Annotated in this window: 31 protein-coding genes and 1 riboswitch; of the genes, 15 read left to right on the top strand and 16 right to left on the bottom strand. The window is 68.0% G+C overall.

The annotated features are described in order from the left end of the window. Positions 1-4: 4 nt before the first annotated feature. Positions 5-1,108 carry a glycine cleavage system aminomethyltransferase GcvT gene (gene gcvT / locus DEJ22_RS03890; protein ID WP_111226503.1) on the bottom strand — a complete coding sequence of 368 codons (1,104 nt, stop codon included), beginning with the start codon at positions 1,106-1,108 and terminating at the stop codon, positions 5-7. 171 nt (positions 1,109-1,279) lie between these two features. Beyond that, positions 1,280-1,370, bottom strand: a riboswitch (glycine riboswitch). Positions 1,371-1,465: 95 nt separating this feature from the next. On the opposite strand from gcvT, the gene DEJ22_RS03885 reads away from it, so the two are divergent. From DEJ22_RS03885 to DEJ22_RS03870, 4 genes are read left to right on the top strand one after another with little or no spacing between them, the layout of a single operon-like run. Then, positions 1,466-1,855 (top strand): BlaI/MecI/CopY family transcriptional regulator, encoded by a 390-nt coding sequence (locus DEJ22_RS03885; RefSeq protein WP_111226504.1) that lies wholly within the window; start codon positions 1,466-1,468, stop codon positions 1,853-1,855. 13 nt (positions 1,856-1,868) lie between these two features. After that, positions 1,869-2,606 carry a M56 family metallopeptidase gene (locus tag DEJ22_RS03880; RefSeq protein ID WP_111226505.1) on the top strand — a complete coding sequence of 246 codons (738 nt, stop codon included), beginning with the start codon at positions 1,869-1,871 and terminating at the stop codon, positions 2,604-2,606. Positions 2,607-2,654: 48 nt separating this feature from the next. Beyond that, positions 2,655-3,137: an FBP domain-containing protein gene (locus DEJ22_RS03875; RefSeq protein WP_181430698.1), complete on the top strand. Its 483-nt coding sequence runs from the start codon at positions 2,655-2,657 to the stop codon at positions 3,135-3,137. Beyond that, entirely contained in the window at positions 3,134-3,388 is a 255-nt protein-coding gene (locus DEJ22_RS03870; protein ID WP_111226507.1) for a hypothetical protein, read from the top strand. Before DEJ22_RS03875 ends, DEJ22_RS03870 begins: the two co-directional genes overlap by 4 nt. Before the next feature lie 122 nt (positions 3,389-3,510). Here the strand turns inward: DEJ22_RS03870 and DEJ22_RS03865 are convergent, their stop codons facing one another. Beyond that, the gene (locus tag DEJ22_RS03865; RefSeq protein ID WP_111226508.1) at positions 3,511-4,389 is read right to left on the bottom strand and encodes a LysR substrate-binding domain-containing protein; all 879 of its coding nucleotides are present in this window, start codon (positions 4,387-4,389) and stop codon (positions 3,511-3,513) included. 68 nt (positions 4,390-4,457) lie between these two features. On the opposite strand from DEJ22_RS03865, the gene DEJ22_RS03860 reads away from it, so the two are divergent. Genes DEJ22_RS03860 through DEJ22_RS03850 form a run of 3 tightly spaced genes read left to right on the top strand, consistent with a single transcriptional unit; the run spans position 4,458 to position 5,645 of the window. Then, entirely contained in the window at positions 4,458-4,943 is a 486-nt protein-coding gene (locus DEJ22_RS03860; RefSeq protein WP_111226509.1) for a GNAT family N-acetyltransferase, read from the top strand. Positions 4,944-4,980: 37 nt separating this feature from the next. Continuing rightward, positions 4,981-5,439, top strand: coding sequence for a GNAT family N-acetyltransferase (locus tag DEJ22_RS03855; RefSeq protein ID WP_111226510.1), 459 nt, complete (start codon positions 4,981-4,983; stop codon positions 5,437-5,439). Between the two features lie 17 nt (positions 5,440-5,456). Next, positions 5,457-5,645: a hypothetical protein gene (locus tag DEJ22_RS03850; RefSeq protein ID WP_146241695.1), complete on the top strand. Its 189-nt coding sequence runs from the start codon at positions 5,457-5,459 to the stop codon at positions 5,643-5,645. Positions 5,646-5,669: 24 nt separating this feature from the next. On the opposite strand, the gene DEJ22_RS03845 is transcribed toward DEJ22_RS03850, so the two are convergent. The 3 genes from DEJ22_RS03845 to DEJ22_RS03835 form a co-directional block, all read right to left on the bottom strand. Next, positions 5,670-6,047, bottom strand: a complete 378-nt coding sequence (locus DEJ22_RS03845; protein WP_146241696.1) for a hypothetical protein — start codon at positions 6,045-6,047, stop codon at positions 5,670-5,672. Continuing rightward, on the bottom strand, positions 6,044-6,250 hold the full coding sequence (locus tag DEJ22_RS03840) for a type II toxin-antitoxin system HicA family toxin (RefSeq protein ID WP_111226513.1): 207 nt from the start codon (positions 6,248-6,250) through the stop codon (positions 6,044-6,046). Before DEJ22_RS03840 ends, DEJ22_RS03845 begins: the two co-directional genes overlap by 4 nt. Before the next feature lie 235 nt (positions 6,251-6,485). Further along, positions 6,486-7,673: a MalY/PatB family protein gene (locus DEJ22_RS03835; protein WP_258379564.1), complete on the bottom strand. Its 1,188-nt coding sequence runs from the start codon at positions 7,671-7,673 to the stop codon at positions 6,486-6,488. A gap of 168 nt (positions 7,674-7,841) precedes the next feature. On the opposite strand from DEJ22_RS03835, the gene DEJ22_RS03830 reads away from it, so the two are divergent. Together DEJ22_RS03830 and DEJ22_RS03825 are read left to right on the top strand one after the other, a co-directional pair. Next, positions 7,842-8,618 (top strand): isocitrate lyase/PEP mutase family protein, encoded by a 777-nt coding sequence (locus DEJ22_RS03830; RefSeq protein WP_111226515.1) that lies wholly within the window; start codon positions 7,842-7,844, stop codon positions 8,616-8,618. Between the two features lie 370 nt (positions 8,619-8,988). Further along, positions 8,989-9,276, top strand: a complete 288-nt coding sequence (locus DEJ22_RS03825; protein ID WP_111226516.1) for a hypothetical protein — start codon at positions 8,989-8,991, stop codon at positions 9,274-9,276. A 91-nt stretch (positions 9,277-9,367) separates the two neighbouring features. On the opposite strand, the gene DEJ22_RS03820 is transcribed toward DEJ22_RS03825, so the two are convergent. Then, positions 9,368-9,715, bottom strand: a complete 348-nt coding sequence (locus tag DEJ22_RS03820; protein WP_111226517.1) for a hypothetical protein — start codon at positions 9,713-9,715, stop codon at positions 9,368-9,370. Positions 9,716-9,845: 130 nt separating this feature from the next. Beyond that, a complete protein-coding gene (locus tag DEJ22_RS03815) occupies positions 9,846-10,199 on the bottom strand; it encodes a hypothetical protein (RefSeq protein ID WP_111226518.1) in 354 nt (117 codons plus the stop codon). Between the two features lie 132 nt (positions 10,200-10,331). Here DEJ22_RS03815 and DEJ22_RS03810 point away from each other — a divergent pair, with 132 nt between their 5' ends. Then, complete coding sequence (locus DEJ22_RS03810) at positions 10,332-10,958, top strand: TetR/AcrR family transcriptional regulator (protein ID WP_111226519.1); 627 nt, start codon at positions 10,332-10,334, stop codon at positions 10,956-10,958. Positions 10,959-11,348: 390 nt separating this feature from the next. Here DEJ22_RS03810 and DEJ22_RS03805 read toward each other — a convergent pair whose 3' ends face one another. Further along, positions 11,349-12,245, bottom strand: a complete 897-nt coding sequence (locus DEJ22_RS03805) for a hypothetical protein (protein ID WP_146241697.1) — start codon at positions 12,243-12,245, stop codon at positions 11,349-11,351. After that, complete coding sequence (locus DEJ22_RS03800) at positions 12,242-13,996, bottom strand: AAA family ATPase (RefSeq protein WP_181430699.1); 1,755 nt, start codon at positions 13,994-13,996, stop codon at positions 12,242-12,244. Before DEJ22_RS03800 ends, DEJ22_RS03805 begins: the two co-directional genes overlap by 4 nt. Positions 13,997-14,661: 665 nt before the next feature. Between DEJ22_RS03800 and DEJ22_RS03795 the strand changes: the two genes are divergently transcribed. Continuing rightward, positions 14,662-15,384: a hypothetical protein gene (locus tag DEJ22_RS03795; RefSeq protein ID WP_146241699.1), complete on the top strand. Its 723-nt coding sequence runs from the start codon at positions 14,662-14,664 to the stop codon at positions 15,382-15,384. Here DEJ22_RS03795 and DEJ22_RS03790 read toward each other — a convergent pair. From DEJ22_RS03790 to DEJ22_RS03775, 4 genes are all read right to left on the bottom strand, one after another. After that, positions 15,353-16,504: a hypothetical protein gene (locus tag DEJ22_RS03790; RefSeq protein WP_146241700.1), complete on the bottom strand. Its 1,152-nt coding sequence runs from the start codon at positions 16,502-16,504 to the stop codon at positions 15,353-15,355. The genes DEJ22_RS03795 and DEJ22_RS03790 overlap by 32 nt on opposite strands. Next, complete coding sequence (locus tag DEJ22_RS03785) at positions 16,501-17,334, bottom strand: serine/threonine-protein kinase (protein WP_181430700.1); 834 nt, start codon at positions 17,332-17,334, stop codon at positions 16,501-16,503. Before DEJ22_RS03785 ends, DEJ22_RS03790 begins: the two co-directional genes overlap by 4 nt. Positions 17,335-18,823: 1,489 nt before the next feature. Beyond that, positions 18,824-19,132 (bottom strand): hypothetical protein, encoded by a 309-nt coding sequence (locus DEJ22_RS03780; protein WP_146241701.1) that lies wholly within the window; start codon positions 19,130-19,132, stop codon positions 18,824-18,826. After that, complete coding sequence (locus tag DEJ22_RS03775) at positions 19,129-19,314, bottom strand: helix-turn-helix domain-containing protein (protein WP_111226908.1); 186 nt, start codon at positions 19,312-19,314, stop codon at positions 19,129-19,131. The genes DEJ22_RS03780 and DEJ22_RS03775 overlap by 4 nt, the downstream gene beginning before the upstream one ends. Before the next feature lie 99 nt (positions 19,315-19,413). Between DEJ22_RS03775 and DEJ22_RS03770 the strand changes: the two genes are divergently transcribed. Together DEJ22_RS03770 and DEJ22_RS03765 are read left to right on the top strand one after the other, a co-directional pair. Then, complete coding sequence (locus tag DEJ22_RS03770) at positions 19,414-20,022, top strand: cupin domain-containing protein (RefSeq protein ID WP_111226525.1); 609 nt, start codon at positions 19,414-19,416, stop codon at positions 20,020-20,022. Beyond that, positions 20,015-21,127, top strand: coding sequence for a tyrosine-type recombinase/integrase (locus DEJ22_RS03765; protein WP_181430701.1), 1,113 nt, complete (start codon positions 20,015-20,017; stop codon positions 21,125-21,127). Before DEJ22_RS03770 ends, DEJ22_RS03765 begins: the two co-directional genes overlap by 8 nt. A gap of 22 nt (positions 21,128-21,149) precedes the next feature. Here the strand turns inward: DEJ22_RS03765 and ychF are convergent, their stop codons facing one another. The 3 genes from ychF to DEJ22_RS03750 form a co-directional block, all read right to left on the bottom strand. Continuing rightward, complete coding sequence (ychF, locus tag DEJ22_RS03760; RefSeq protein ID WP_111226526.1) at positions 21,150-22,223, bottom strand: redox-regulated ATPase YchF; 1,074 nt, start codon at positions 22,221-22,223, stop codon at positions 21,150-21,152. Between the two features lie 130 nt (positions 22,224-22,353). Beyond that, the gene (locus tag DEJ22_RS03755) at positions 22,354-22,554 is read right to left on the bottom strand and encodes a hypothetical protein (protein ID WP_111226527.1); all 201 of its coding nucleotides are present in this window, start codon (positions 22,552-22,554) and stop codon (positions 22,354-22,356) included. Between the two features lie 24 nt (positions 22,555-22,578). Beyond that, positions 22,579-23,118: a hypothetical protein gene (locus tag DEJ22_RS03750; RefSeq protein WP_111226528.1), complete on the bottom strand. Its 540-nt coding sequence runs from the start codon at positions 23,116-23,118 to the stop codon at positions 22,579-22,581. Between the two features lie 50 nt (positions 23,119-23,168). On the opposite strand from DEJ22_RS03750, the gene DEJ22_RS03745 reads away from it, so the two are divergent. Further along, entirely contained in the window at positions 23,169-23,834 is a 666-nt protein-coding gene (locus DEJ22_RS03745) for an exonuclease domain-containing protein (RefSeq protein ID WP_258379565.1), read from the top strand. Between the two features lie 131 nt (positions 23,835-23,965). Further along, positions 23,966-24,724, top strand: coding sequence for a GntR family transcriptional regulator (locus tag DEJ22_RS03740; protein ID WP_111226529.1), 759 nt, complete (start codon positions 23,966-23,968; stop codon positions 24,722-24,724). The last annotated feature ends 7 nt before the right edge of the window (positions 24,725-24,731 follow it).

The raw sequence follows: 24,731 nt of genomic DNA, 5'->3' as shown, positions 1-24,731 counted from the left end.
GAGATCAGCCTCTCGGGGTGCGGCGGTAGAAGGGGAACGGGGTGACGGTGCTGGGGATCGCCGTGCCGCGCACGTCGATGTGGAGGACCTGTCCCTCGGTGGCGAGGGCCGGGTCCACGAAGGCCATCGCGACGGGGTGCCCGAGCGTCGGCGACAGCGCCCCGGAGGTGACCGTGCCCACGACGGCGCCGTCGTGCACGACGTCGTACCCGGCCCGGGGAGCACGGCGGCCCTCGGTGACGAGTCCGACGAGCACGCGCGCGTCCGGGGCCGGTTCCACACCGGCGTCCCCGACGAAGGAACCGGAGGTCGCGACGACCCGGCCGAGACCGGCCTGGTCGGGCCGCACGTCGGTGGACAGCTCGTGGCCGTACAGCGGCATGCCCGCCTCGAGCCGTAGGGTGTCGCGCGCGGCGAGTCCAGCGGGGACGACGCCCCGGTCGGCCCCGGTCTCGAGCAGCGCGTCCCAGATCGACGCCGCGACGTCGGTGTCGCTGTAGATCTCGAAGCCGTCCTCGCCGGTGTACCCGGTGCGGGCGACGAGGACCTCGGCGCCGTCGAACAGCGCGTGCAGGACGCGGTAGTAGCGGAGCTCGTCGAGCGGGGTCTCCGGCTGCAGGCGGTCGGCCACGACCAGGGCGTCGAGCGTGCCTGCGGCGGCCGGACCCTGGATCGCCACGAGCGCCGTGGTGTCCGAGTCGTCGGTGACCTCGACGTCGTAGCCGTCCGAGCGCGCGGCGAGCGCGTCGACCGCGACCGAGCGGTTGGCCGCGTTCGCCACGACGAGGAAGACGTCCTCGCCCGTGCGGTACACGACGAGGTCGTCGAGGATGCCGCCGTCCTCGGCGAGCAGGAGCGAGTACTTCGCCCGGCCGACGGGCATCGCGCCGAACGACCCGGCGAGCGCGTGGTCGAGGAACGGCACGGCGTCGGGGCCGACGACGCCGACCTCGGCCATGTGCGACAGGTCGAAGACGCCCGCCGCACGGCGCACGGCGTGGTGCTCGGCGAGGTCCGACGAGTACCGCACGGGCATGCGGTACCCGGCGAAGTCGGTGAAGGTGGCGCCCGCAGCCTCGTGCGCGGACTCGAGTGGGGAGGAACGCATGACGGAGTTCTCCTGGCATCGGCAGGACCCGACGGCCGTCGTCGGGTGGGAACTCCCCCTCTGTCATGGGCCTGAGAGTTTCACCGCGGCCCGTGAGGTCCGGCGGCTTTCACCGTGGGCGAGACGTCGCGCTGACCCGGGCGGGGACGCGTGTCTGCTTTTCAGAGTGGCCTGTCCGCTGCGGTGTGGGACCTGAGAGATTGACGGGGAGGTTGCTCCTTCGGTGCCGTGCGCGTGCGCTCGGCTCTCCCGCGGCGGGTGTGCGGCCGGTCTTCAGTTGTGCAGGCCCGAGCATACCGACCCCGCGTTTCCGGCATGTGTCGCGGCAGCGCGTTCGACGTCTCGTAGAATGCGGGGATGGCAGGACAGCGATCGCGCCCCCGGGGGCAGCTCGAGCAGGCGGTCCTCGAGACCCTGCGGGCAGCGGCCGACGCCGGTCTCGACACGGGGTGCACCGCACGGCAGGTCCTCGACGCCTTCCCGGAGCCGCGTCCGGCGCTGACGACGGTCCTCACCGTGCTCGACCGCCTCGGCCGCAAGGGCCAGGTCGAGCGGCAGGAGCACGACGACGCTCCGCTGACGTTCCGCGCCGTGCACAGCCGCGAGCAGCAGACGGCGTCACTCATGTCGAGCGCGCTCGCCGCCGCGTCGGACCGCGAGGCCGCGCTGCTCCAGTTCACCGGCTCGCTCGCCTCGGACGACCTCGACGTCCTGCGCCGTGCCCTCGACGCCCGAGCCCGCTCCTGAGGGACTCCCCGCAGTGGTCGTCGCCGGAGTCGTCCTCATCGCCCTCGCCCTCGTCGTCGTGGTGGTCGCGCCGCGCGTCCTGACCCGGTCCGCGTGGACGATCGACCACCCGCGTACCGCACTGGTCTCCTGGTCGGTCGCGGTCCTGCTCGGCGTGGTCGGCTTCGTCGTGGGCACCACGCTCGTGGTCGTGGCCAACCGGCCGGTCACCGATCCCTTCCGGATCGGTGAGTCCCCCACGCACGGTCTGAACCTCGGCGTCGCGCTGCTCGCCGTCGTCGCCTTCGTCGTCGCCGTGCGGGTCCGTCCGGGTCCCGAGCACGAGGCGGTGCGCGAGGCGATGCGGTCCGGATCGGCACCGCACCGCCGCATCGACGGCACCACCGTCGCCCTGGTGGAGGCGGACCACGCGCTCGCCTGCGCCGTGCCCGGCCGCTCCGGCGGGGTGCTCGTGAGCACCGGGCTCGCCGACCTGCTCCGGACCGACGAACTGGAGGCCGTGGTCGCCCACGAGCGCGCCCACCTGACCCAGCGCCACGCGGTTGCCGTCGCGATCGCCGAGTCGATCGAGCGTGCGGTCCCGTGGGTGCCCGGCGCGCGCGCCATGGCGCGCTCGACGCGCGTCCTCGTCGAGTTCGCCGCGGACGACGCGGCGGCCCGACGCGTCGGTCGTGACGCCCTGCGCCGCGCCGTGCTCGTGGCGGACGGGACGAGCGCGCTCGGGGCGATCCGCGCCTCCCGGCTGAGCTGACCGGACCCCGCGCGCCTGTCGGAGGCGGGGATTAGGGTTGCAGGCACCGTGAAGCCACTGACCGAAGCAGACATCCGTTCGTCGTTCGTGAACGCCACCCCGGACGAGCTCGAGCAGCTCCCCATCCCGGGGCTGCACGAGATGCTGTGGGACGAGCGCGAGTTCCTGGGCTGGCGCGATCCGCAGGCCGCGCGCCGGGGCTACATCGTGTCGTGGATCGACGACCGCCCGGTGGGCATCGTCGTCCGGTCCGCCGGCGGCTCCCTCCGCCCCGGCATCGCGGCGATGTGCTCGTTCTGCCACTCGCCGCAGCCGGCGACGCAGGTCCGCCTGTTCTCCGCCGCCCGTGCCGGGGAGTCGGGCCGGAACGGCAACACGATCGGTTCGTACATCTGCGAGGACCTCGGCTGCTCGATGCTGATCCGGACGGCGCCGCCGCACCTCAACCCGCCGGCGACGATCGCCATGCGCGGCGAGGCACTGCTGCAGCGGGTGCGGAACTTCACCGAGGACGTCGCGAAGACCGCGTGAGCCGGTTCGACACCGCACGCTGGGCCGTGGTCGAGGAACAGGGCGACGGGCGCTGGCGGCTGAGCATCCGCGACGAGGCGGACGACGAGCTCGGAGCGCTCGGAATCGGGGTCGAGGGTCCGTGGGACCCGGACGTCGAACCGCACGTGGCGTTCGTGCTCGTGCAGCTCGGCCTGGCACTGCGCGGTGCCCGGCCGTGGCACGAGGACGAGCTCGGCGACCAGCGGGCACCGGTGCTGCCGCTCGGCTGAACGGCGAGGCGGTGCGCGTTCGACGAGTTCGAACCACGGATTCGACATCGAACCGGCCGCGCGTCCTGGTTCGATGTCGGATCCCTGGTTCGAGCCGGGGCGGCTCGGCGGTACGGCGCGGCTCAGGGCTCGGTGGCGGCGATGAAGTTCCGGAGGATCTCGCGGTCGTCGTCGGCCCTGACCGCCCAGACCAGTTCGCTGCGGTGCGGGTCGTCCCGCAGCGGCAGCAGCACCACGTCGTCGGGGGCGGCGAGCGTCGCACTCTCGGGCGCGACCGTGACACCGAGACCGGCTCCGACGAGGTGCAGCACGGTGGCCCACGTCGTCGCCTCCTGCACGACCTCCGGGCGGCGCCCCCCGGCGATCACGGGTGCGAGGTTCCGCTCCGTCGCGACGGCGCCCGCTGCCGCGGGGAAGAACACGAACGGGTCGTCGACGAGCTCCGGCCCCGCGATGGAGGCCCGCTCCGCCAGCCGGTGCCCGCGTGGGACGGCAGCGACGAACGGCTCCGAGCGGAACGGCAGGAACCGCACCGCCGGATCGGGATCGGGGTCTCGCAGCACCGCGAGGTCGAGCTCGCCGCGGACGATGCGCGCGAGCAGCGTCGACGAGTAGCCCTCGGCGAGTTCGACGCGGACGAGCGGGTACCGCTGGCGGAACGCCTGGACGCGCTCGATCGGACCGAGTGGCAGCGCGGACACCACGAAGCCGACGTCGAGCCGCCCGGCCTCCCCACGCCCGACCCGCACGACCTCGTCGAGGTCCCGCTGCGCCTGGTCGAGCAGCGAGCGAGCCCGTCCCTGCAGCACCCGCCCGGCCGCGGTCAGGGCGACGCTGCGCGAGGTCCGGACGAACAATTCCACCCCGAGGTCGCGCTCGGTCCGACGGATCTGCTGGGACAGCGCCGGCTGTGCGATGCGCAGTCGCCCGGCGGCTCGTCCGAAGTGCAGCTCGTCGGCCACGGCGAGGAACGCCCGGAGTTGCCGCAGGTCGACATTCATGCACACAGCCTATCGATCGGAACGAACGAGTATTGGACGTGATCGGATTGCCGTTCGAGGATGGGTCCATGCCCGAGACGACCCCCACCCTGACCATCGCTGAACTCGAGTCCGCCGCCGACGCCGCAGCGTTCCGCACCCTCAACGAGGCGTGGATCAAGCGGTACTTCACGCTCGAGGACGAGGACCGCGCGATCCTCGGGGACCCGACCGGCCGGATCGTCGAGCGCGGAGGCGCGGTGTTCGTCGCACGGCTCGACGACGAGGTCATCGGCTGCATCGGGATCATGCCGGTCGGCGAGCGCGTGTTCGAACTCGTCAAGATGGCGGTCTCACCAGCACACCAGGGTCACGGCACCGGCCGGAAGCTGATCGCCGCTGCGCTCGACCGTGCCCGGGCGCTCGGCGCGCAGCGCGTCGCACTCGAGAGCAACAGCAGGCTGGCGAGCGCCGTCCACCTGTACGAGGCGTTCGGCTTCCGGCACCTCGGACACGACGAGGTCGCCCCGAGCCCGTACGTCCGCGCCGACGTCCACATGGTGCTCGACCTCTGAACGCCGAGCGGAACCGACCAGCCGGTACCGTCGAGCAGTGCACATCCGACCGCGTCGCGACGACGACCTGCAGCACCTGGTCCGCGTGCTCCGGCGCACGCACGACGAGGACGGCTACCCGGCGCACTGGCCCGACGACCCGACGGTGTGGCTGACACCACCAGGGCACCTCGCAGCCTGGACCGCGTGGTCGTCGGGCAGCCTGGTCGGTCACGTCGGACTCGCCGTTCCCGACTCGGACGCGGCGCCGCTGGTCACCCGCCTCCTGGTCCACCCGGACCACCGCGGGCACGGCACCGCCGACGCCCTGCTGGCGACTGCCGAGGGCTCCGTGGAGTCACCGCTCCTCCGGCTCGACGTGACCGAGGAGAGCCCGGGCGCTTGGCGGCTCTACGAGCGTCGTGGGTGGCGGATGACCCACCGTTCTCCTGCGGACTGGGCGAAGCCGGACGGGTCGGTCCCGGTCCTGCGGTGGTACGAGAAGCGCCTGCGGTGACCCGGTACGCTCGCGGCATGGCGACGTACGAGGTGCAGGCCGTCCGTGAGCGCGGCGTGTGGCAGGTGTTCATCGAGGGGACCCCGATCACCGAGGTCCTGCGCTGGTCGTCCGTCGGCCCGGTCGCGCGGGAGTTCCTCGCCATGGACCGCGACGACGACCTGCGCATCCGCGTCGTCGGCCGCAACCAGTACATCGACGACTGAGCCGTCCCACCGACGTCCGCGGCGCTACCGGGCTGCCGCGACCAGCTGCTGCGCCCGCTGGTGGGAGACCTCCAGCAGCGGACCGATCTCCCGGACCGTGAGCCCCGCTTCGTGGAGTGCGAGCGCCGCCGCCGCCGTCTCCCGCGCTGCCTCCGACCGCGCACGGTCCGCAGTCTCACGGAGCGTCTTCGCCCGGTCGAGGTGTTCTCGAGCGGCCGAGGGCATGACGACCTCGACCGCGAGGTCGAAGGACTGCGGATCGCGGTCGTGCACCGCCGCCAGCCAGTCGCGGGCCATCGGCTCGATGTCGTTCTGCCGCTTCGCCTGGGTCATCGGTTGCCCGTCGATCGAAACGACCCAGTAGCGGTCGCCGCGTTCTGCTCGTACCTGGTGCGTGCTCATGGCGTCCACCGGTCCTTCCGCTCACAGTTCCGCAGGATGGCGCGGGCCGTCTGCTCCTCGATCTCCCGGTGCCGCGGCACGACGACCGTCGCCGGACCGAACCGGTAGACGTCGTGCCGGCCACCGTGCCGGTGGAGACGGAAGTCGACACCGGCTCCGGCGGCGAGTCGATCGAGTCGTCGGAGCAGCTCCGCACGCTTCACGGTACGTGCCCAGCGAGACGTAGGCAAGCTTGTCCAGTGACGTTGGACGGAAACGGGGTTGCTGACTGCACGGGCCGAGCCTGGCTCGGCCCGTTGCCGACGCACATGCTGGTCGGCGAGTTCGTGGAGAACTGCTGGCCCGCGTGATGTGTGCAGGAACAACGACGACCTGTCGGACGCCATGGACCTGCTCAGGGGACCCGCGCCTCCCGGCCGGACGCGCGGCGCGTGTCGCTCACGCAACGTGCCAGACCAGCCCCTCCTGCGCGCTCGACGGGTACGCCGCCGCGATGCGGTGGACCGCCTCGCGCAGGGTCTCCGGCGAGCACGCCAGGTTCAGCCGCGCGAACCCACGACCCTGCGCGCCGAACCCCAGCCCGGAGTTGAGCGCGACGTAGGCGTGCTCGCGGAGCGGCACCGCCGGGTCGTCCCCCAGGCCGATCCCCCGGAAGTCGAGCCACGCCAGGTACCCGGCCCGCGGCCGCGTGTAGACGACACCCGGCAGGTGCTCGGCGAGCAACGAACCGAGCAACCGCTCGTTCGCGACAATCCGGGCGACGACGTCGTCGAGCCAGTCCGTCGCCAGGCTGAAGGCCGCCAGGTTCGCGTGCAGGCCGAGGATGCTCGTGCGGCAGGCGACCTCCTCCCACAGGGTGTCGAGGAGCGCCGCGGTCCGGTCGTCCCCCGCCACCATCACGGAGCACTTGACCCCTGCGAGGTTCCAGCCCTTGCTCGCGCTCGTGACGCAGACACTACGGGCGCCGGCGGGTTCGGCGACCATCGCGAACGGGGTGAAGCGGACGCCCGGATGGGTCAGCGGTGCGTGGATCTCGTCGCTGATGACGAGCACGTCGTACCGAGCGGCGAGTTCGGCGAGCGCCTCGAGGTCGGCGCGGTCGTGCACGAGTCCCATCGGATTGTGCGGGTTGCAGAGCAGGAAGACGCGGACGCCGTCGGCGAAGGCGCGCTCGAGCCCGTCGAGGTCGAGCCGGTAGACGCCCCACTGCTCGGTGAGCGGGACCTCCTCGACCCGACATCGCGCCTCTTCCACGAGCTCGAAGAACGGCGGGTACACGGGCGGGGTGATCGCCACACGCCCGCCCTCGGGCAGCGCGAGCCGCAGCGACTCGACGATCCCCACGCTGACGTCGGTCGCGAGGTGCACGCGACCCGGGTCGACGGCCCAGCCCCAACGGTCGCGCGCGAACTGCGCGAAGGCCGGGGCGAGCGGCCCGGGGCCGTCCAGGTACCCGAGGTCCGACTGCTGCACCCGCTCGACCAGCGCCTGCCGGATCGCCGGGGCGACGTCGTGGTCCATCTCGGCGACGAACAGGGGCAGCACGTCGGGCGCGTAGCGCGTCCACTTGATGCTCGTGCGGACCCCGCGGAGCGTGCCGACCGGGTCCTGTTCGTCGTCAGCCATGCGTCCCAGCATGCATCGACCGGGAGGCCCGGTGCGAGTCCGGCCGTCATCCTGCGTCGCCGTCCGGTCGCGTTCCGCGCGGGTCCGGGGCGCACACGACGTCGGGTCGATGACCGCGACCCGACGTCGTCTGCTCCATCGTGCGGGCTCCGCGGATACGTTCGCTCCATGAGCACGAGCACCGCCGACAAGGCGACCACCCTCAAGCAGCTGCACGAAGCCCCCGAGATCCTGCGCGTCGTCAACGTGTGGGACGCGATCAGCGCGAAGGTCGTCAGTGACCTGCCGGAGACGAAGGCCATCGCGACGGCCGGGCACTCCATCGCCGCGAGCCACGGCTACGAGGACGGCGGCATGCCGCTCGACGTGGCCCTCGCGGGCGCCGCGACCGTCGCCGCCGCAACGGACCTGCCCGTCACGGCGGACCTCGACGACGGGTACGAGGACCCGGCGGAGACGATCCGACGCGCGATCGCCGCCGGGATCGTCGGCGCGAACGTCGAGGACCGGCTCCGTCCGTTCGACGAAGCAGTCGCCCGGGTGGCCGCGATCACCGCCGCGGCCGAGGCCGAGGGCGTCGCCTTCCAGCTCAACGCCCGGACCGACGCGATCGCCCGTGGCGGGGACCGGCCGATCGACGAGAGCATCGAGGACGCCATCGTCCGCGGCAAGGCCTTCCTCGACAACGGCGCGGCCCTCGTCTTCGTGCCCGGCGCGATCCAGCGCGACGTCGTCGAGCGGCTCGTCGACGGGCTCGGCCGGGGCAAGCTGTCGGTGATCGGGCTGCCGGGCGCCCTGCCCGCCGCCGAGTACCAGGAGCTCGGCGTCGCCCGCATCTCCTACGGACCGCTCACGCAGCGCGTCGCGCTGCGCGCCCTGCGTGACCTGGCGACCGACCTGTACGGCGACGGCGTCGTGCCGGAGGACACCCCCTCCCTCAACTGACGGACCACCGGACGGGCGCGCCCCGCTCAGCCGCGACGCGAAGCGTCTCGCGGGGCGCGCCGACCGAGCCTGCGAGGGAGGGGTGCGCGGTCGCACCGTGCCTCCCGTCCGTGTTCCTGGACGTCTCGCCGAAGGTGGCGTACAGTGTTCATTTGGTGCACTGCAGCGAACCCATCTGACTCGCGCACACCAGCCCGTCTCGTACCGACCCGCCGGGTCGCATTCCACCGAGACCACCGCTCGATCCGATCGGACGAGCTGCACGTCGAGACACGACGTGCGCGCCCGCAGTCGATGCGTCGCGCCGGACCACGAAGTCCGCCGACCACGACTCGACCGGGCGCCGAACGACCAGGAAGTACCGCACCACATGACCAGCAACGACCGCATCACCATCACCGGGACCGCACTCGCGGCGCCCGTCGTCTCCCCCGACCGCATCGCCGAGTTCCCGGTGCGCGACGACCGCTCGCAGCGCGAGTACCTCGTCCGCATACCTGCCGACGACCTCCGTCTGTTCGTCACCCGTGACGCCCGCGTGGACGTCGACGGCGAGGCGGGATGGACCGTCCCGGGCCGCTCCTGGCGGGGCGAGGCGAGCCGGACCATCCTGCTCGCTGGCTCCGTCCGCAAGGGCGAACTGGCCCTCGCCGCCTAGTCCCGCGCCCGGGCTCACACGACGGACGCCGCCGGCTCCTCGCCGGCGGCGTTCGTCGTCCTCGCGGTGACGGTCGGCTCCGTCGACTCGATCAGTCCCGCTCCGTGGCCGACGGTTCCTCGGCGCCACGGAAGCGCTCCCCGCCGTCCGCGTTCACGGGGAGGGACGGTCCTGCGCGGAGCGCCGCGTCCCGGAGCCGTCGGATGAACGCCGGGTCCTCGGGTTCGAGCTCGTCGTCCGGCGCGACGGTCACGCAGAGCTCGCTCGCGGGCCCGACCAGCAGGATCGACGTCGCCACCGATCCGTCGTCGCCCACACTCGGGACCGAGATCGTGTCGGTCCGCGCGTTCGCCCCGAGGACCGCCGCGTAGTCGGCGACCGCATCGGCGATCAGATCACCTGTGAGGATCAGACTTGCGTCGTAGTGGATGTACTTCACGTCCCCTCCTCATGTCTCCCCCGACGGTAGCTTCCCCGCTCCCGAAGGACACTCGGAGTGTGCGTTCCGCGGCCAGGGGTCGGGTCGGGTGGTGCCGGACCGAGCGGGCCGTGCTCCGGGGAACCGGTCGTCAGACCTGGGGCGGTTCCGTCCGCAGTCGCTTCGCCTCGGGTTCGTCGGAGTGCGACGAGGCCGCGTCCGCGAACCGGCCGCCGCCCACCGCCTCGGTGCGCCGGGCCAGCTCGTTGACGAGGTCCTCGTCCTCGGGCTCCAGCTCGTCGTCGGGCGCCACCTCGACCATGATCTGCGATGCGGGGCCGAGCAGCACCTCCGCCGTCGTGCCGTAGCCCTCGGCGTCCGCGGTCGGGATCTCGACGATGTCCGTCGTCCCGTTCTCGCCGAGCGCAGCGGCGTAGGCGAGCACCGCCTCGGCGATCGCGTCGCCGGTCATCACCCGGTTCTCTCCGTAGACCACGTACTTCATCCACCCAGCCAACGCGGCCGGATGGGCGCCCACTCAGGTTGGGCCTCCGACGGGGGACGTCGCGGTCCCGCAGAACGAGCGTTCCCAGTTCTGGGGGTGGCCGACGACCGCCACACCCGCTGGACTGGAGACATGCCATCGTTCCAGGTCGTCGACACGTCTGCGCTGCTCCGGGTCGAGGTCGTCGACGCCATGATCCGGGTGCTCCGGGCGAACGCCCTGCACGAGGTGTCGTACGAGCACGTCGCCACGGAGTCCGGCCGCCCCGTCGAGGTCGTCACCGACCTCTTCCCGACGTGGGACGGCCTCCTGCTCGCGACGATCGACCAGTGGAACGACCAGCGCACCACGCCCCTGCTCCCCATCGCCGAGCGCAGCGGGACGATCGTCTTCCTCCGTGCCATCGTCTCCGCGAACGTGGCCGACCCGGCACTCATGCGCTTCCTGACGTCGACGCTCAACATCGCCGCGACGCCGCACCACCCACTCGCGCCGATGCTGCACTCGCGGTGGCGGAAGTTCCACGGGTTCGTGCTCGCCGCGCTGCAGCGCGACATCGAGGTCGGTCGTGAGCCGCACACGATGGAGCCGGCGCGCGGCGCGGAGCAGCTGCTCGCCACCTACGAGGGGCTGCAGCTGCAGTCGATGGTGCGGCCGGAGATGGACCTGCTCGAGTCCTTCGACCGCGCGGTCACCCGGCTGCGCGAGGGCTGGTCGCGCGAGTACGTACCGCCGGTGTGGGACCTCGAGACGGTCTGACCGGAAGACATCCGACAGACGCGCCGGGAACGGCGTCCGACGGAGGTCGGGCGCCGCTCCGGGACTGCTAGTTGTTGAATCGGAACGTCCTGTCGAAGTGAAGCTGCGTGTATGTGACGCCAGACCCGCAGAATTACAGGCAAGCAGACGTTGTGGAGATCCGCACTGATCGATGCGTAGTCGTCCCTACGACGGACTAGCGACGGACTCCGATGCCCTGATCCGCTACGGCAGACAGCAGGGATGGAGGACCTAGGCCCGAGCGATGCCATGTTGGCCGGGCCCGCGCCGGTGTGGCGTCCGCTTGGGCCTGCGGACCCAGCTCGCGCAAGGACGGGTGCCTGGTTCGCTACGCCATTTTCTCAGCAGCTACGCGCGATCACCGGACGACTACAGGTGCCGGGTGATTGAGCCGACATACACGGTTCCGGCCTCAACGGCGAAGTAGATCCGCCCAGTGTGGGGGTGGAGCTTCGTATGCCATTCACACTGGCGAACAGTCTTCCCGAATGTAAACTTCCGGGCCGACATCGCCTTGCCGTTCTTATGGGTTTTGGCATTTTCTGGAGATGCGTTAACCCCGAAAGAGCCAAGCAGGGCGATTCGCGTAACGTTCGCGCTGGCCTCTTTCCAGACGCGGACGGCCTCGTCATGCAGGACCTCAAGATGTTCGACGAGCAGACCGACATTATCTCGCTCGGCTCCGTCGAGTGACTTGATCGAACTCCACGCCTCGTTGGAGAACACGATGGCGGGAAAGAGGTCCTTTGCAGCGCCTCGTAGGTCGTCGTAAGTGTCCAGACCGGCAACCCGGTACGAACTCCGGACAGCGGCTAAGTCGGACGCTCCATTCTCATAGGCAACGTGGAGGATCACTCCAAGCGTCGAAACCGGCTGCGTGCAGTCCACCGGCCAGCACGACGCATCACTGCCGAGAAAGACAACCCCTCCTGGTTGAAGGTTCCCCACGTCGAGCGCGAGAACGTCCACGTTCTGGGCTGCACCCAAGAACGGTGTGTAATCGAGGACATGGTCAGGCGCAGCAGAGCGAGCGGGCAACACGCGTGGAACGTAGCGGCCGTATGCCCGCCAAAAGTCATGTTGAGGAAAGCCTTCAACCTCCGGCGGATTTGCCGCCATCTTTGCGAATTCCTCGTACGTGGCGCTCCCCAGTTTGAATCTGCCATCCTCCACCCAATTTAGGAAACGACCCCAAAATTCCAGCGATTCCGAAGCCTCTGGCGAAGGGAGGAGAATTTCGGGGTCGTAAAGGTATGCCAGGCTCACTCGGCAGCCCCCGAACGGATACGCCTCAAGTTCGCTTGCACGATGGCGGTCGCGTCCTCCTCAATGTCAGAAAGAAATCCTGTCGGCCACTCCGACAGGTCGCCGTACTCGCTGATGATTAGGTCTCGACTATATGCGCCGCCCTCCGCGGGCTCCACGAATGCCACCGTGACTCGCGAGGTATCAATGAGCCCTTCTGCCACTCGTCGGCGTAGGCGGGTAACAAGAGCCTCACTATGTGTCTCAACAATGATGTTGAGATCGGGACGAGCCGTCAGCAGGAAGTCCGCTAGCCTCGATTGCACGGCCGGGTGGAGATGCAATTCCGGCTGTTCGACAATGAAGATAGACCGCTCGGGAGAGGCGAGTACCGCCACCACAAGGGGTAACGCCTGGCTCACGCCCACACCAACATCGGTGAGATCCCGCTCTTCACCTGCTAGGCGTACCTTCATGCCGATCCCCAGTTTGCCTTGATTCTCGACACTCACATTTTCGCCGATGTCCAGGTATGCGAGCCAGGTATCTACCCCCTGCGCGAGAGTACCCACCGTCGATTCGCCGTTGGGCAAGCGATATCGTCGAACATCATCTCCAGCCCGAGAGAGAAGGACTGCGCTGAATTCACCTCGAGTGCCAACCGGAAGACCCCTAGCAAGCTCATTCCACTGATTCCAAACAACCCTCGGCTCGTCACGTAGCGGGCCAAGGTATTGCACGCGGTTCGCGATCGATTCCATTGCCTCTACTAGCAAGCGCAGCGCTTGCAGCGTGTCCTCGAGAGTGTTCTTCATCTTCGACTCAAGAACGCCCGCCCCGTCCATCCGTCGGAACATCGTGGAACGTGGCCCGATAGGAACATGCACGTACGTTCTTCTGGAACGGATTTCTGCAGCTAGCGCGATTGCAGAAGCCTTGTCCTCGTCACCAAGAGCGCGCCACGCTTGCTCAAATCTGTACGGGTTTCCGTTCCTTGCCACAAGAAGACTCGTGAGTGCTTCGGCAAGCACGGACGGCGCTTCCTCCATGCCGAGCTCAATCAGGCGCACAAATTCCTGGATAATTGCCCCGATGCTGAAGTCAGACGGAAAAGATCGATCGGCGCGGGCACCGGTGGGGTTCATGACCGATTCGTCGAGCACAGTCTTGATTGCTTTGGTATATTGCTTAACGATCTCGGCGGGATCGACTACCTGAACCAGACCAACCGGCGTCAGCCCGCTCATTCCCAGGTATGTCCGCAACAGTCGCGGCTCGGACGGGAGCGCTGATTTGAGATGGAGCAGGTCAGTCGTACCCCAATCCGCGAGTGCTTCAGCTACGACATCCATGTCGTTCGAGCGCGAGTAATTCCTGTTCAGTCTCATGTGTGCCTCGGACACGCCGAAGCCAAGACGCGCTATCTCAATCTGAGATACGGTAAGAACGGCGTCATCTTTGCTGGCGACGAGATCCAAAACAATTCGCAAACCCTCTGGGAGTCCGCCTCCCTTCGATCCAGTCAATTCGACGCGAACCGACTGGTCTGGGGATTGACTTCTAATCAAGTCCGACGCTGCTCCGAGGCGCACGAGCGGGCCGTTAAGCACGACCGGACCGTCGTGGTAGCGACTTTGCGCGGTCATTAGGAGCGACTGGATCGCAGAGGACTTTCCACTGCTATTCACGCCAGTGAGGATCGTCAGAACTCCTGGAGACAGATTGAGTTCGGCGTGACCGAGACCCTTGAAGTCGCGAATACCCCAGCGCATTATTCCCCTGTTTGCATGTGAGTGCCGGATCGAGCGCCACGAACTCGCAGTCCGCGCTCGGAACGACGATATCTCATCGTTACGGATTCCGGGGGTCATCGCGTGCTCTCCCCTTCTGGTGCCACAGCCCAACCCGGCCACCGGGCAACCGTCGCCTCAAGGTCTCCCAGACCCGCGCGCACCGCGGGATGCAGCACGGTCCGATCGCTGTCGAGCGGTCGTGGGGAGGGGTGGATAGCCCCCCTGCGTGGTGAACGTCGTTCCAAGCGCGCCCGGTCTGCGACCTCTGTTCGGGCTTCGAGGCACCATTCAAGGTCGGGTGCCCAGCTGGGTCTTCGAGCCCCGCTCCCCTAGAGGCAGCGCTTTTGCGGCAAACCGGTCCTGCCCACCTCGGCGGTGGCATCTGGCGTTGCTCCGTCAGAGACCGACGGACCGCGTCGTGCCCTCTGGTAGTCGAAATCGGGCATCGCAGCTTGGCCGAAATGCTTCGCAACGAATTGCTCGTGTTGATGAACACCTGCAGGCTTGATCCTGGAAGGGAGTGGGAGCAGCAGAGCACGGAACGAACCCGCGGGTGCCGAGAGATCCGGGTGACCAGAGCCGGACCGTACCGGAGCGAGCCCGTCCGTCGGGGCGCTTATCTGTTGTCTGGCAGGCTGGTCGTCGTGACCGACTTCTCGCTCCTCCCGACATCGAGCGGGCGGGCTGGCCGACGGTTCGAAGCCGTTGGAGAGCGTGAGCTGTACCCGGCCGCGGTCGCCGCTATCGCGACGCTGCCGGGTGCGGCGTCCGGCCTGACCGTAGTGCCGGAGATGACCGGCCCCCTGGGCATACCCGACTTTGTCGCCCTCGTTGGCGGCCAGCGGAATTTAGACGCACGTGCCCGCTTGCGAGTGCCGCCGATCCTCAGTGAACTCGATGCTCAGATCATCGCTGTGCTCCACCCACAAGCTCCCCGCACCGTCGAGTACCTGCAGGCGCAGATTCAAATGCGGCAGGACTTGTTGAAATCCCGCCTTTCCAGCCTTCGCCGTTCGGGCGCCGTAGCCGAGACCTCCACTGGGGCGTGGGTTCGCGACCCGGGCTTCACGCCGGGCGGCTCTCTTTATGCCGTCGAGGCCAAAGTTCGCGACTTCCCGCGAGCACTGAAACAGGCACGCAGGTATCGAACCTGGGCAATGAACTACGTACTCGTACTCGGCCCTCTCGGCCCAAGGGCCGCAAAGCAGGCAACGGAGGAAGTCATTGCCGACGGAGGCGGTCTAGTGATCGACGGCAAATGGGTCCGAAAGCCAATAGTGCGTCGACAAACAACTCTTCAGCGCATCCAGGCCTTCGAGTATCTCCACGCCGCCCTTACCACCCCTCCTGCGCTTGGAACTGCTTGAGCCCGGCCAACAGTTCCGACACCCACTCTTTGCCGCCGACAGCGGCTCCTGTGATCCTGACAACGTGATCCCACTCACTCAGGGCGTTCTCGTAGTTCTGGATCAAAGTGGCGACACGCTCAGGAGTTGTCAGCGGCGCCAGGTCATTCTGAATGTCTCGCAGCACGCGAGCATGGTGCGAGAAGGCGTTTTCGGGCCCCTTCGCAACCGAACCGATGGTGAGCCGATTAGCACGGGACACATCTTGAGCTCTGAGCGTCGCATAATCTCCACCCTGCAGGTTCCCGTAAAGAAGCTTGAGAGTGGGGCGCTGATACCAAGATCCGCCGCCGGAATCAGGATCGGCCCGCTCAGCGTAATCAGGGTAGGCCAGCACTCGCTGTCTCACATCCCATCCGCTACCGATGGACCGAGCATTAACGGCGAGCGCCGGAATGCCCGCGAGGTCGCCGTGACCGATAACGACTTCAGCATTCATCGACAAAGCATAGGTCGTTCGCAAAAGCCCGCTGACCTCTGAGGCCTCCACCAATGGCGGTACCACGCTCTGCGGCCGCGCTACCGACAAAATCCATCCCGCAGGTGCGAATTGGTCAAGAGCGCCGATGAGAGCATCAAGCTCGCTCCCCCCACTCCAGAAGTGGGAGTCGCCCACCATGGGGAGCCAGAACGGAGCACCCGCGGCTTCCTCTCGGGCTACCCTCGCAAGGTCGATCACCTGATCCACGGTCGGACCCTGGACGCCGTGCATAAGAATGGTCGGGGCGAGCAACGGTAGTTTGTATTGACGTTGGATTGCGAAGACCTTGCGGATGTGGCTGCGACATAGGTCCAAAGTGGAAAGATCGCCACGTGCGCCATCCCAAAGGTCCCATAGACCGTAATACCGGAAGTCCCCCACTCCAGGCATCTGCAAGGCGTGTGTAGTCGGGTCAAACCAAACCTCCCCGCCCGCCTTCTTGATCCGGCTCACTACGGCATCGAAGCTGATCTTATAGCCCGTATTCGCAATAGGCGAGCTGAACGGAGACAACACAGCTCCGCGTGCATAGCCCCCCTTGACTGCGTTCTCCGTCCACTTAGGAAGGTTGTTCCTGACAGAGTCCTGGATAAGAATCATGCCAGCTCCTCCAGCGCGACTGAGAGTGCAGCGCCGTTCCGATAGCGGCGCACGGGGTGAGGATGAAGCGCCCTCTCGATGATCGTGCCTAGTTCGGCAGAAAGATCGGGCCTAGCATCCGAAAGAGGCCGATGCTGGACCCTCACTAGTCGTGACACGTAATCGGCATCGTCGCCGCGCCAAGGAACAGGAACATCCCCGGTCGCCGCTGCGTACATAAGTGCGCCTATGGCAAACACGTCTGAGGCGGGTGTTGGTGAGGTGTACGCGTGTAGGTGCTCAGGAGTCATGAAACCGGGAGTTCCGGGCTGACCTCCGACTGTGATCCCGCTCTTGAGCGCATGCTTAGCAAATCCTGGGTCGAGAACGACGTATTCACCAGAATCTAAGCGCCGCACATTCCCCGCACTGAGATCCCGATGAACTACCCCTTGCTCATGTAGAGCCTGCAAGCCATTTGCGACGTCGAGACCGAGTCGGACGATTTCCGCTTCTTCCCACGGCTGTCCAAAAAGGGGGCCAACGTCAGTCCCGGACAGGAACTGTTCCAGCCAAGCTGCGCCATCTACGGGGTCTCCGATCGTGCGGAGAGGTGACTCGACTCGCACAACGTTTGGGTGAGCAGTAGCGGCCAGGAGATCGACCTCGCGCCGTGCGCGTTCGAGGGCCAATGGCTCGGTGGAGATCAGGTGCACCAATTTGAGAACGCACTCCCGCCCTTCCTTTCGGACCAGGAACACTGCCTTCTGACCTCCAACCGTCAACGGACGCACCACCTCCACTTCGAGCAGGTTCAGCGCCTCGGCAAGTCGATCTTCAGGACTTCTCATGTTCGACAGCCTATGGAATCGCGCGATCGCGCGAGGGTCTTTCCCTTCAATGGCACCCAAAGAGGGGATACGCCTGCTCCCCCAGACCCGCGCGCACCGCGGGATGCAGCACGTACCGATCGTCCGACCGACCGGCGGGGGGAGGGGTGGTGCCCCCCCCTCGATGTCCGACCTATCACGAACTTGCACCGCTCTGGCGGTACGCGACTTCGAGGAGCTGTCGCTCGACCGCGTCAGGAGCTTCGTCGACAAGTCCCCGACCGCGTTCTCGCCGCCACCAGCGGAGCATTGACTCGCGACGATCGCCTCCCCTGAGCGGCACCTCGGCATCATCAACAACTCCTACGATCTCGGACGCAATGCGAGGTTCGCCCTGATGGACCGAGGGTTCAGGCCACACTGGTTTCGGCGGCGCCATTCAGGGGAGCCTCCTTCGCCAAGTGCTCCTCGTCGCGCAGCTCTTCGACAACGGGGCGAGCGTCGCTCTGTTCATCGTTCGAGGCGGGTGCCTGCTGCTCTGTCAGGCCATTCTTGGCGCCCTACTGCTGGCCTTCACCTTCGGTCAGCGGCTTATCTGGCCGTTCGTTCTCACCGGGCTACTGAAGGCGGTAGAGGTAGGGATGCGTCTTGACCGAGCGGTGCGCGCCCGAGCCATCGATGCGCGACCACTGGCACACACACGACGATCAGCATCAGCACGAGCGCGACGTCGCGGGCCCTTCGGGGAGCTGGTGGAAGCCCCAACGCGCCCACATCCGGATGACTCATACACACGAGCACCATCCGGACGCCCCCATCGTCGGATGCGTGGAGAAGCTAAGGCGTGGCTCGAACAGGGAGAGGAGCCCGGGCAGTGGATGCCCGGGCTCCTCTTACGCGGCTCGGAGTCGCATGCGCCCGTGCGCGTCGTCCTGTCGAGCGCACAGCCGGTTGGGTGTTTCAGGGTCGATCCCGTCGCTACAGACCAAGCACGGGACAGGAACCCCGACGGTCTCCCAACGGAGAGCCGAAGAGGAGCCTTCCGTCGCTACCTCGTTAACCCGGTAGTTCCTGTCCTCACCTTGCCTGTCCTTTCCTTGCCTGTCCTTTCCTTGCCTGTCCTTTCCTAGTGCGTCATCGGTCACGTCTGCGGTCACAGCCTGCGGTGACGCAGCCGACCTGCGGGCACGGTACTCGCGGCTGTTCTTTGCGCTGCGTCCGCGTTGCTGCGCGAGGGCCGCGGCCGTGGACTGTGTTTCCGCCCACCGCTGAACCCTGTAGCCGTCGACCTCGTCACACCAGAGGCCCGAAGCGAGAAGCTCGCCGACCGCGCCAGGATCGGGCCCTCCGGGGTGCAAGAACCGGAGCTGCGTCCGCGCGATGAAGCCGTCACTCTGCTGCTCATTCGCGAGCATCAGCGAGTAGCTGAACATCCGCCAGGCGTAGTCGGAGAGAGCATCGATGCGAGGGTCGTGCAGCCATCTCGACGGGAGGCGGGCGTCGACCACCGCTAGTGCCCTCCCGAACGCCTGGGCAAGTCGCGGTCCACCCTGTGCGCGGCCTCCAGCAAGCGCACCGCCAGGCGGCGAGCGCCGTCCGCGGTCATGCTCCGGGAGTACATCATCGACATCCGCCGCTCACGACCGTCAGGCGACCGTCCCGTCACCTCGATGGTCGCGGGCGCTTCCTCACCGTCTTTGTGGATATTGTTGATCATGTCCGGTTCGTTCCCTTCGTGCTGGTCGATGCCCCCCATGGAGTTGCAGCTCGATGCGGGGGCCTTGTCGTTGCTGGTCGCGCCCGAGGAAGCGTCGATCAAGCCGCTTCCTCGGCGTCGAACTGCGCCTCGATGTATGCGACCACTTCCGTCTCCCGGAACATGATGCGACCGGCGATCTTCGCGGATGGCGGGGCGGTGCCCTGCCCTCGCATGTAGCGGAGCTGGGCCGGTGACCGGCGGAGCATCGCCGCCACTTCGTCGACCGTGAGCAGCTTGATCATGAAGTCCTCCTTGTGTGAGCTAGTCGGGATCGACCAGCTCAGCGAGTGAACCACACGAGCTAGTCGAAATCAACTCGCTCAGCGTGTACAGTGAGGCGCATGTCAGCTGAGGTTGTGGACGATGCGCAGGTCGGTAGGAACATCACGAGGTTCCGCGGAACGCGCTCGCAGAAGGACCTCGCGGACGCGATGCGAAGCGCGGGGCACAAGTGGTCCCAGGCGACCGTGTGGGCCGTAGAGAAGGGCGACCGACCGCTCCGGTTGCTCGAAGCGAAGGACGTCATGCGCATCCTGGGAATGCACACGTGGGACCTCATGCAGCCAGACGAAGGCGCAATCGTCAAGATCGCGATACACGAGCTGAACGTCGCCACGGGCGAGCTGCGCGATGCCGCCGAGGCCTACATCCGAGCGCAGGACCGACTCGCGTCGTACGCCGACATCTACTTCGATGCGCAGGCTGCACGCGGTGACGACGCCCTGTTCGTGATGGAAGCGAGCGACATCGAACCTTGGTTGGAGCAGTCCGCGGAAGGGGAGGTGACCGACGTGCGAGAGGAGATGCGCGCCTCCGCTGCCGCCCAGCGGGACGTAGACAACCGCGGCATGACGGAGGAACAGCTCGCCGCCATGAAGGAGGTGCCGACCCGGCCGAGGGGCAGGTTCGAGCAGATCCTGCGCCAGAGCGAGGAAGCTTCCCGTGGCTAGTGTCCAGCGGCGACCCGACGGCCGCTGGCGTGCACGCTGGCACGACGAGACCGGCCGGGAGCGTGCAAAGCACTTCGACCGCAAGGGAGAGGCCACGCGGTTCCTCGCGGATCTCGACGCTGCTCGGCGGAACGGCACGTACGTCGACCCCAGCATCGCGAAGACGACTCTCGCGGCCTTCTACGCTGACTGGGCCCCTCGCCAGGTCTGGGCCGCCACGACTGTCACGGCGATGGATGTCGCGGTCCGTGGCTGCACGTTCAAGGATGTGGAGTTCGGCAGGCTGCGACGCTCACACGTTGAGGCCTGGGTCAAGACGATGAGCCTGACTCTCGCCCCCAGCACGATCCGTACTCGGGTGAACAACGTCCGAGCGGCTCTCCGTGCCGCTGTACGGGACAAGCTCCTCGCGAGCGACCCATCGGACGGGGTGACACTTCCGCGGGCTCGAAAGGCCGAGCATGCAATGCGCATCCCGACTCCAGAGACCGTGGGGTCCGTACTCCGCGCAGCGGACGACTGGTTCCGGCCGTTCGTCGCCTTGTGCGCCTTTGCCGGGCTCCGGCTGGGTGAAGCAGCGGCAGTGCAGTTCTCGGACATCGACTTCTTGCGGCGGCAACTGCACGTCCAGCGGCAGGTACAGCGCGCCACTGGCGGCGAGGTTCGGATCACACCGCCGAAGTACGGGTCGGAGCGAATCGTGCACCTCCCTGACGAGCTGATGACGATGCTGGCGCAGCACGCATCCCTCGTCGGCACCCATGGAGACGAACAATGGATGTTCCTCGGAGACAACGGCAACCCACCGCACCAGAACACGATCCACTACTGGTGGACCAAGACCCTGCGTGCAGCTGACGCTGAGCCGACTCGCCTGCACGACCTTCGGCACTTCTACGCGTCCGGACTCATCGCAGCAGGCTGTGACGTGGCGACCGTTCAGCGAGCACTCGGGCACGCGAAGGCGACCACCACGTTGCAGACGTACACCCATCTCTGGCCGACCGCTGAGGACCGGACCCGGTCGGCCGCGGCAGGCATCATGCGCGCCGTTTCTGCAGCTCCCGCGGACTCAGCGCGGACTGAGAACGCTCAGACCGCCTAGTTCCCAATGACTGCGCGGGGTGTCAGTTGTTGAAGCGGAACTCCACCACGTCGCCGTCCTGCATCACGTAGTCCTTGCCCTCGATGCGGGCCTTGCCGTGCGCACGCGCCTCGGCGATCGAGCCGGCCTCCATGAGGTCCTCGAACGAGATGACCTCGGCCTTGATGAAGCCCTTCTCGAAGTCCGTGTGGATGACGCCGGCCGCCTGGGGAGCCTTCCACCCCTTGCCGATCGTCCACGCCCGCGCCTCCTTGGGCCCGGCGGTCAGGTAGGTCTGCAGCCCGAGGGTGTCGAAGCCGATGCGGGCGAGCTGGTCGAGGCCCGACTCGGTCTGCCCGGTCGACTCGAGGAGCTCGGCGGCGTCCTCGGGGTCGAGGTCGATGAGCTCGGACTCGATCTTCGCGTCGAGGAACACGGCCTGCGCGGGGGCGACGAGCGCGGACAGCTCGGCCTTGCGGGCCTCGTCGGTCAGGATCGATTCGTCGACGTTGAAGACGAAGATGAACGGCTTCGCGCTGAGGAGGCCCAGCTCGGCGATCGGCGACAGGTCGATCGAGGTGGCGGAGAGCAGGGTGCCCTGCTCGAGCGCCGCCTTGGCCTCCTTCGCGGTCTCGAGCACGATCGGCTCGGCCTGCTTGAGCTTCACGGTCTTCTCGTACCGCGGCAGTGCCTTCTCGATGGTCTCGAGGTCGGCGAGGATCAGCTCGGTGTTGATGACCTCGAGGTCGTCCTTCGGGGACACCTTGTTCGCGACGTGCACGACGTCGTCGTCGGCGAAGCCACGGACGACCTGCGCGATCGCGTCGGCCTCGCGGATGTTCGCGAGGAACTTGTTGCCGAGACCCTCGCCCTCGCTCGCGCCCTTGACGATGCCCGCGATGTCGACGAACGACACCGGCGCGGGCACGGTCTTCTCCGAGCCGAACAGCGTCGCGAGCTGGTCGAGCCGCGGGTCGGGCAGGTTCACCACGCCGACGTTCGGTTCGATCGTCGCGAACGGGTAGTTCGCGGCGAGGACCTGGTTCTTGGTCAGGGCGTTGAACAGGGTCGACTTGCCGACGTTCGGGAGACCGACGATTCCGATGGTGAGAGCCACGGGACGACAGCCTACCGGCGGCGGCCCTCCGGAGCCGACCCGAGGGTCACGCCGCCGGTTCCGGACCGAGGTGCCAGCGGCGGGGCAGCCGTGCCGGTCGTGCCGGTGGGGAGCCTCCAGGCCCGTGCGGTCAGTACGGCCAGATCCCGAGGAGGAAGCTCACGAACGTCAGCAGCAGGCCGTGCGCGATCCCGAGCACGATGCAGGCGACCAGGCCCGCCGTCAGGAGCAGGGTGGCGCCCAGCCCGATCCCCCGGCGCACCGTGTGCGGCTGTGCGTCCACACGCGGCGCGCTCGCCAGCAACTGGTCCAGGTCCCTCGGCTCCCCCATGCGCTGACTGTACGTCGCGCAGGGTCAGGACACCAGGGCCGCGACGCGCTCCTCGACCAGTCCGAGGACGTCGGCCTGGAGGCGCTGGGAACCCCGCCAGTCGCCCGGCACCTCGAGCGCGTGGTCGGCCCCCTCGACGGTGTGCAGCCCGGCACGCGTCGCGCCGACCGCGGACGGGATCCACATCGCGTCGGCAGACCCGCCGACCGCGACCGACCCGGTGCCCGCCCCGGCGAGCGCTGCGACGACCGCCGGGTCCGTCAGGACCGGCGTGAGCCACACGCCGTCGGTGTCGTGCCGCACCGCCCACGGCAGGGCGAACGAACCGAAGGACTTGGCGACGACGAGGTCCGGACGGCGGCCGGCGAGCGCTGCGTCGACCTGCGCCTCGACGAACGCGACCGGGTCGGCCTTCGCTGCAGCGTCGACCCTCCACGCCGGCGCGACGACCTCGGCTCCGTGCTGCTCGGCGATCGCGCGGGTCCACCAGAGCAGGGGCGCCTGCTGTCCGTAGCCGGCACCGGGCAGGACGAGGACGAGCGGCGGGGTGGTCGATCCGGTCACGCCTCGGACGCTACCGCGCGCGGCCGCAACGCCGACGTCGCGCGCAGGTGATGTCGGAACCCCGTGCGAGCATCGAGGGCGTGCCGTTGAACTTCACCGCGATCGACTTCGAGACCGCGAACAGCTCGCCCGCCAGCGCCTGCTCGGTCGGCCTCGTCAAGGTCCGCGACGGCCGGGTGGTCGAGCGGGCGTCCTGGTTCATCCAGCCCCCGGTGGGGCACGACTCCTTCCTGGAGTGGAACACCCGCATCCACGGCATCGTCGCGTCGGACGTGGTCGGTGCGAAGGGCTGGGCGGAGCAGTACCGCGACATCGTGGCGTTCGCCGAGGGGGACGTCCTGGTCGCGCACAACGCACGCTTCGACATGGGCGTGATCGCGGGCGGCTGCTCGGCGACGGGCACCGAGCTGGCGGAGCACCACTCGTTGTGCTCCCTGCAGGTCGCGCGCAAGACCTACACGCTCGAGTCGTACCGGCTGCCGTCGGCGGCACGGGCTGCCGGGTACGAGGGCTTCCAGCACCACGACGCGGCTGCCGACGCCGAGGCGTGCGCCGCCATCGTCGTGCACGCCGCGGGACAGCACGGTTGCGACACCGTCGAGGCGCTCGGTGCCGCGACCCGCGTGCACATCGCGCCCGTGCGGCCGCGGGCGGAGCAACCCCGAGCGGCGGCACAACCCCGGCTGTCGAACCGCCCGATGATCTTCGCGGACTGACCCTCCCCGTCGGTCGTCGTACCTGGCGGGACGGTGACCGACGGTCGCCGGCTGCCTGTTCGCCCGATGGTATTGTCACGACATTGCCGTTCCGGCGCCGGCGCCGGTGCCGTCAGCCCCGGAGGACCGCGATGACCAACGAAGGCCAGCTGCCGTCCGACCTGTTCATGGACCTGGACCGGTCGGGCCCCATGCCCCTCTACTTCCAGGTCGCCTCGCGCATCGAGGAGGCGATCCGCTCCGGTGCGATGCCACCCGGAGCCCGGCTCGAGAACGAGATCGCACTCGGCGAGCGGCTCGGTCTGTCGCGTCCGACGATCCGGCGCGCCATCCAGGACCTCGTCGACAAGGGACTGCTCGTCCGCCGACGGGGCATCGGAACGCAGGTCGTCCACGGCCCGGTGACCCGCAAGGTCGAGCTCACGAGCCTGTACGACGACCTCGCCCAGGGTGCGCAGGCCCCGACGACGAAGCTGCTCGAACGCGACGACGTGCCGGCGAGCGACGCGGTCGCCGAGGCCCTCGGGATCGCACCGGGCACGACGGTCGCCCACATCCGCCGGGTGCGGTTCGCCGAGGACGTGCCGATGGCGATCCTCGAGAACTACCTGCCCCCGGAGTTCACGGAGATCACGGACGGCGACCTGCAGGCCCACGGGCTCTACCAGCTGCTCCGTGCCCGCGGTGTGACCATGCGCGTCGCCAAGCAGCGGATCGGTGCGCGGGCCGTCACCGACGACGAGGCCTCGCTGCTGGAGATCGAGGACGGCGACCCCGTGCTGACCATGAGCCGCACGGCGTACGACGCGTCCGGCCGGGCGGTGGAGTACGGCGTGCACTGCTACCGCCCGGACCGCTACTCGTTCGAGGTCACCCTCGTCGACAAGTAGGTCGGCG

Origin of the sequence: Curtobacterium sp. MCSS17_007, from assembly GCF_003234175.2 — a bacterium.
GTDB lineage: Bacteria > Actinomycetota > Actinomycetes > Actinomycetales > Microbacteriaceae > Curtobacterium.
The sequence above is the reverse complement of the archived record's forward strand: the minus strand, read 5'-3'. Positions and strand labels throughout refer to the sequence as shown.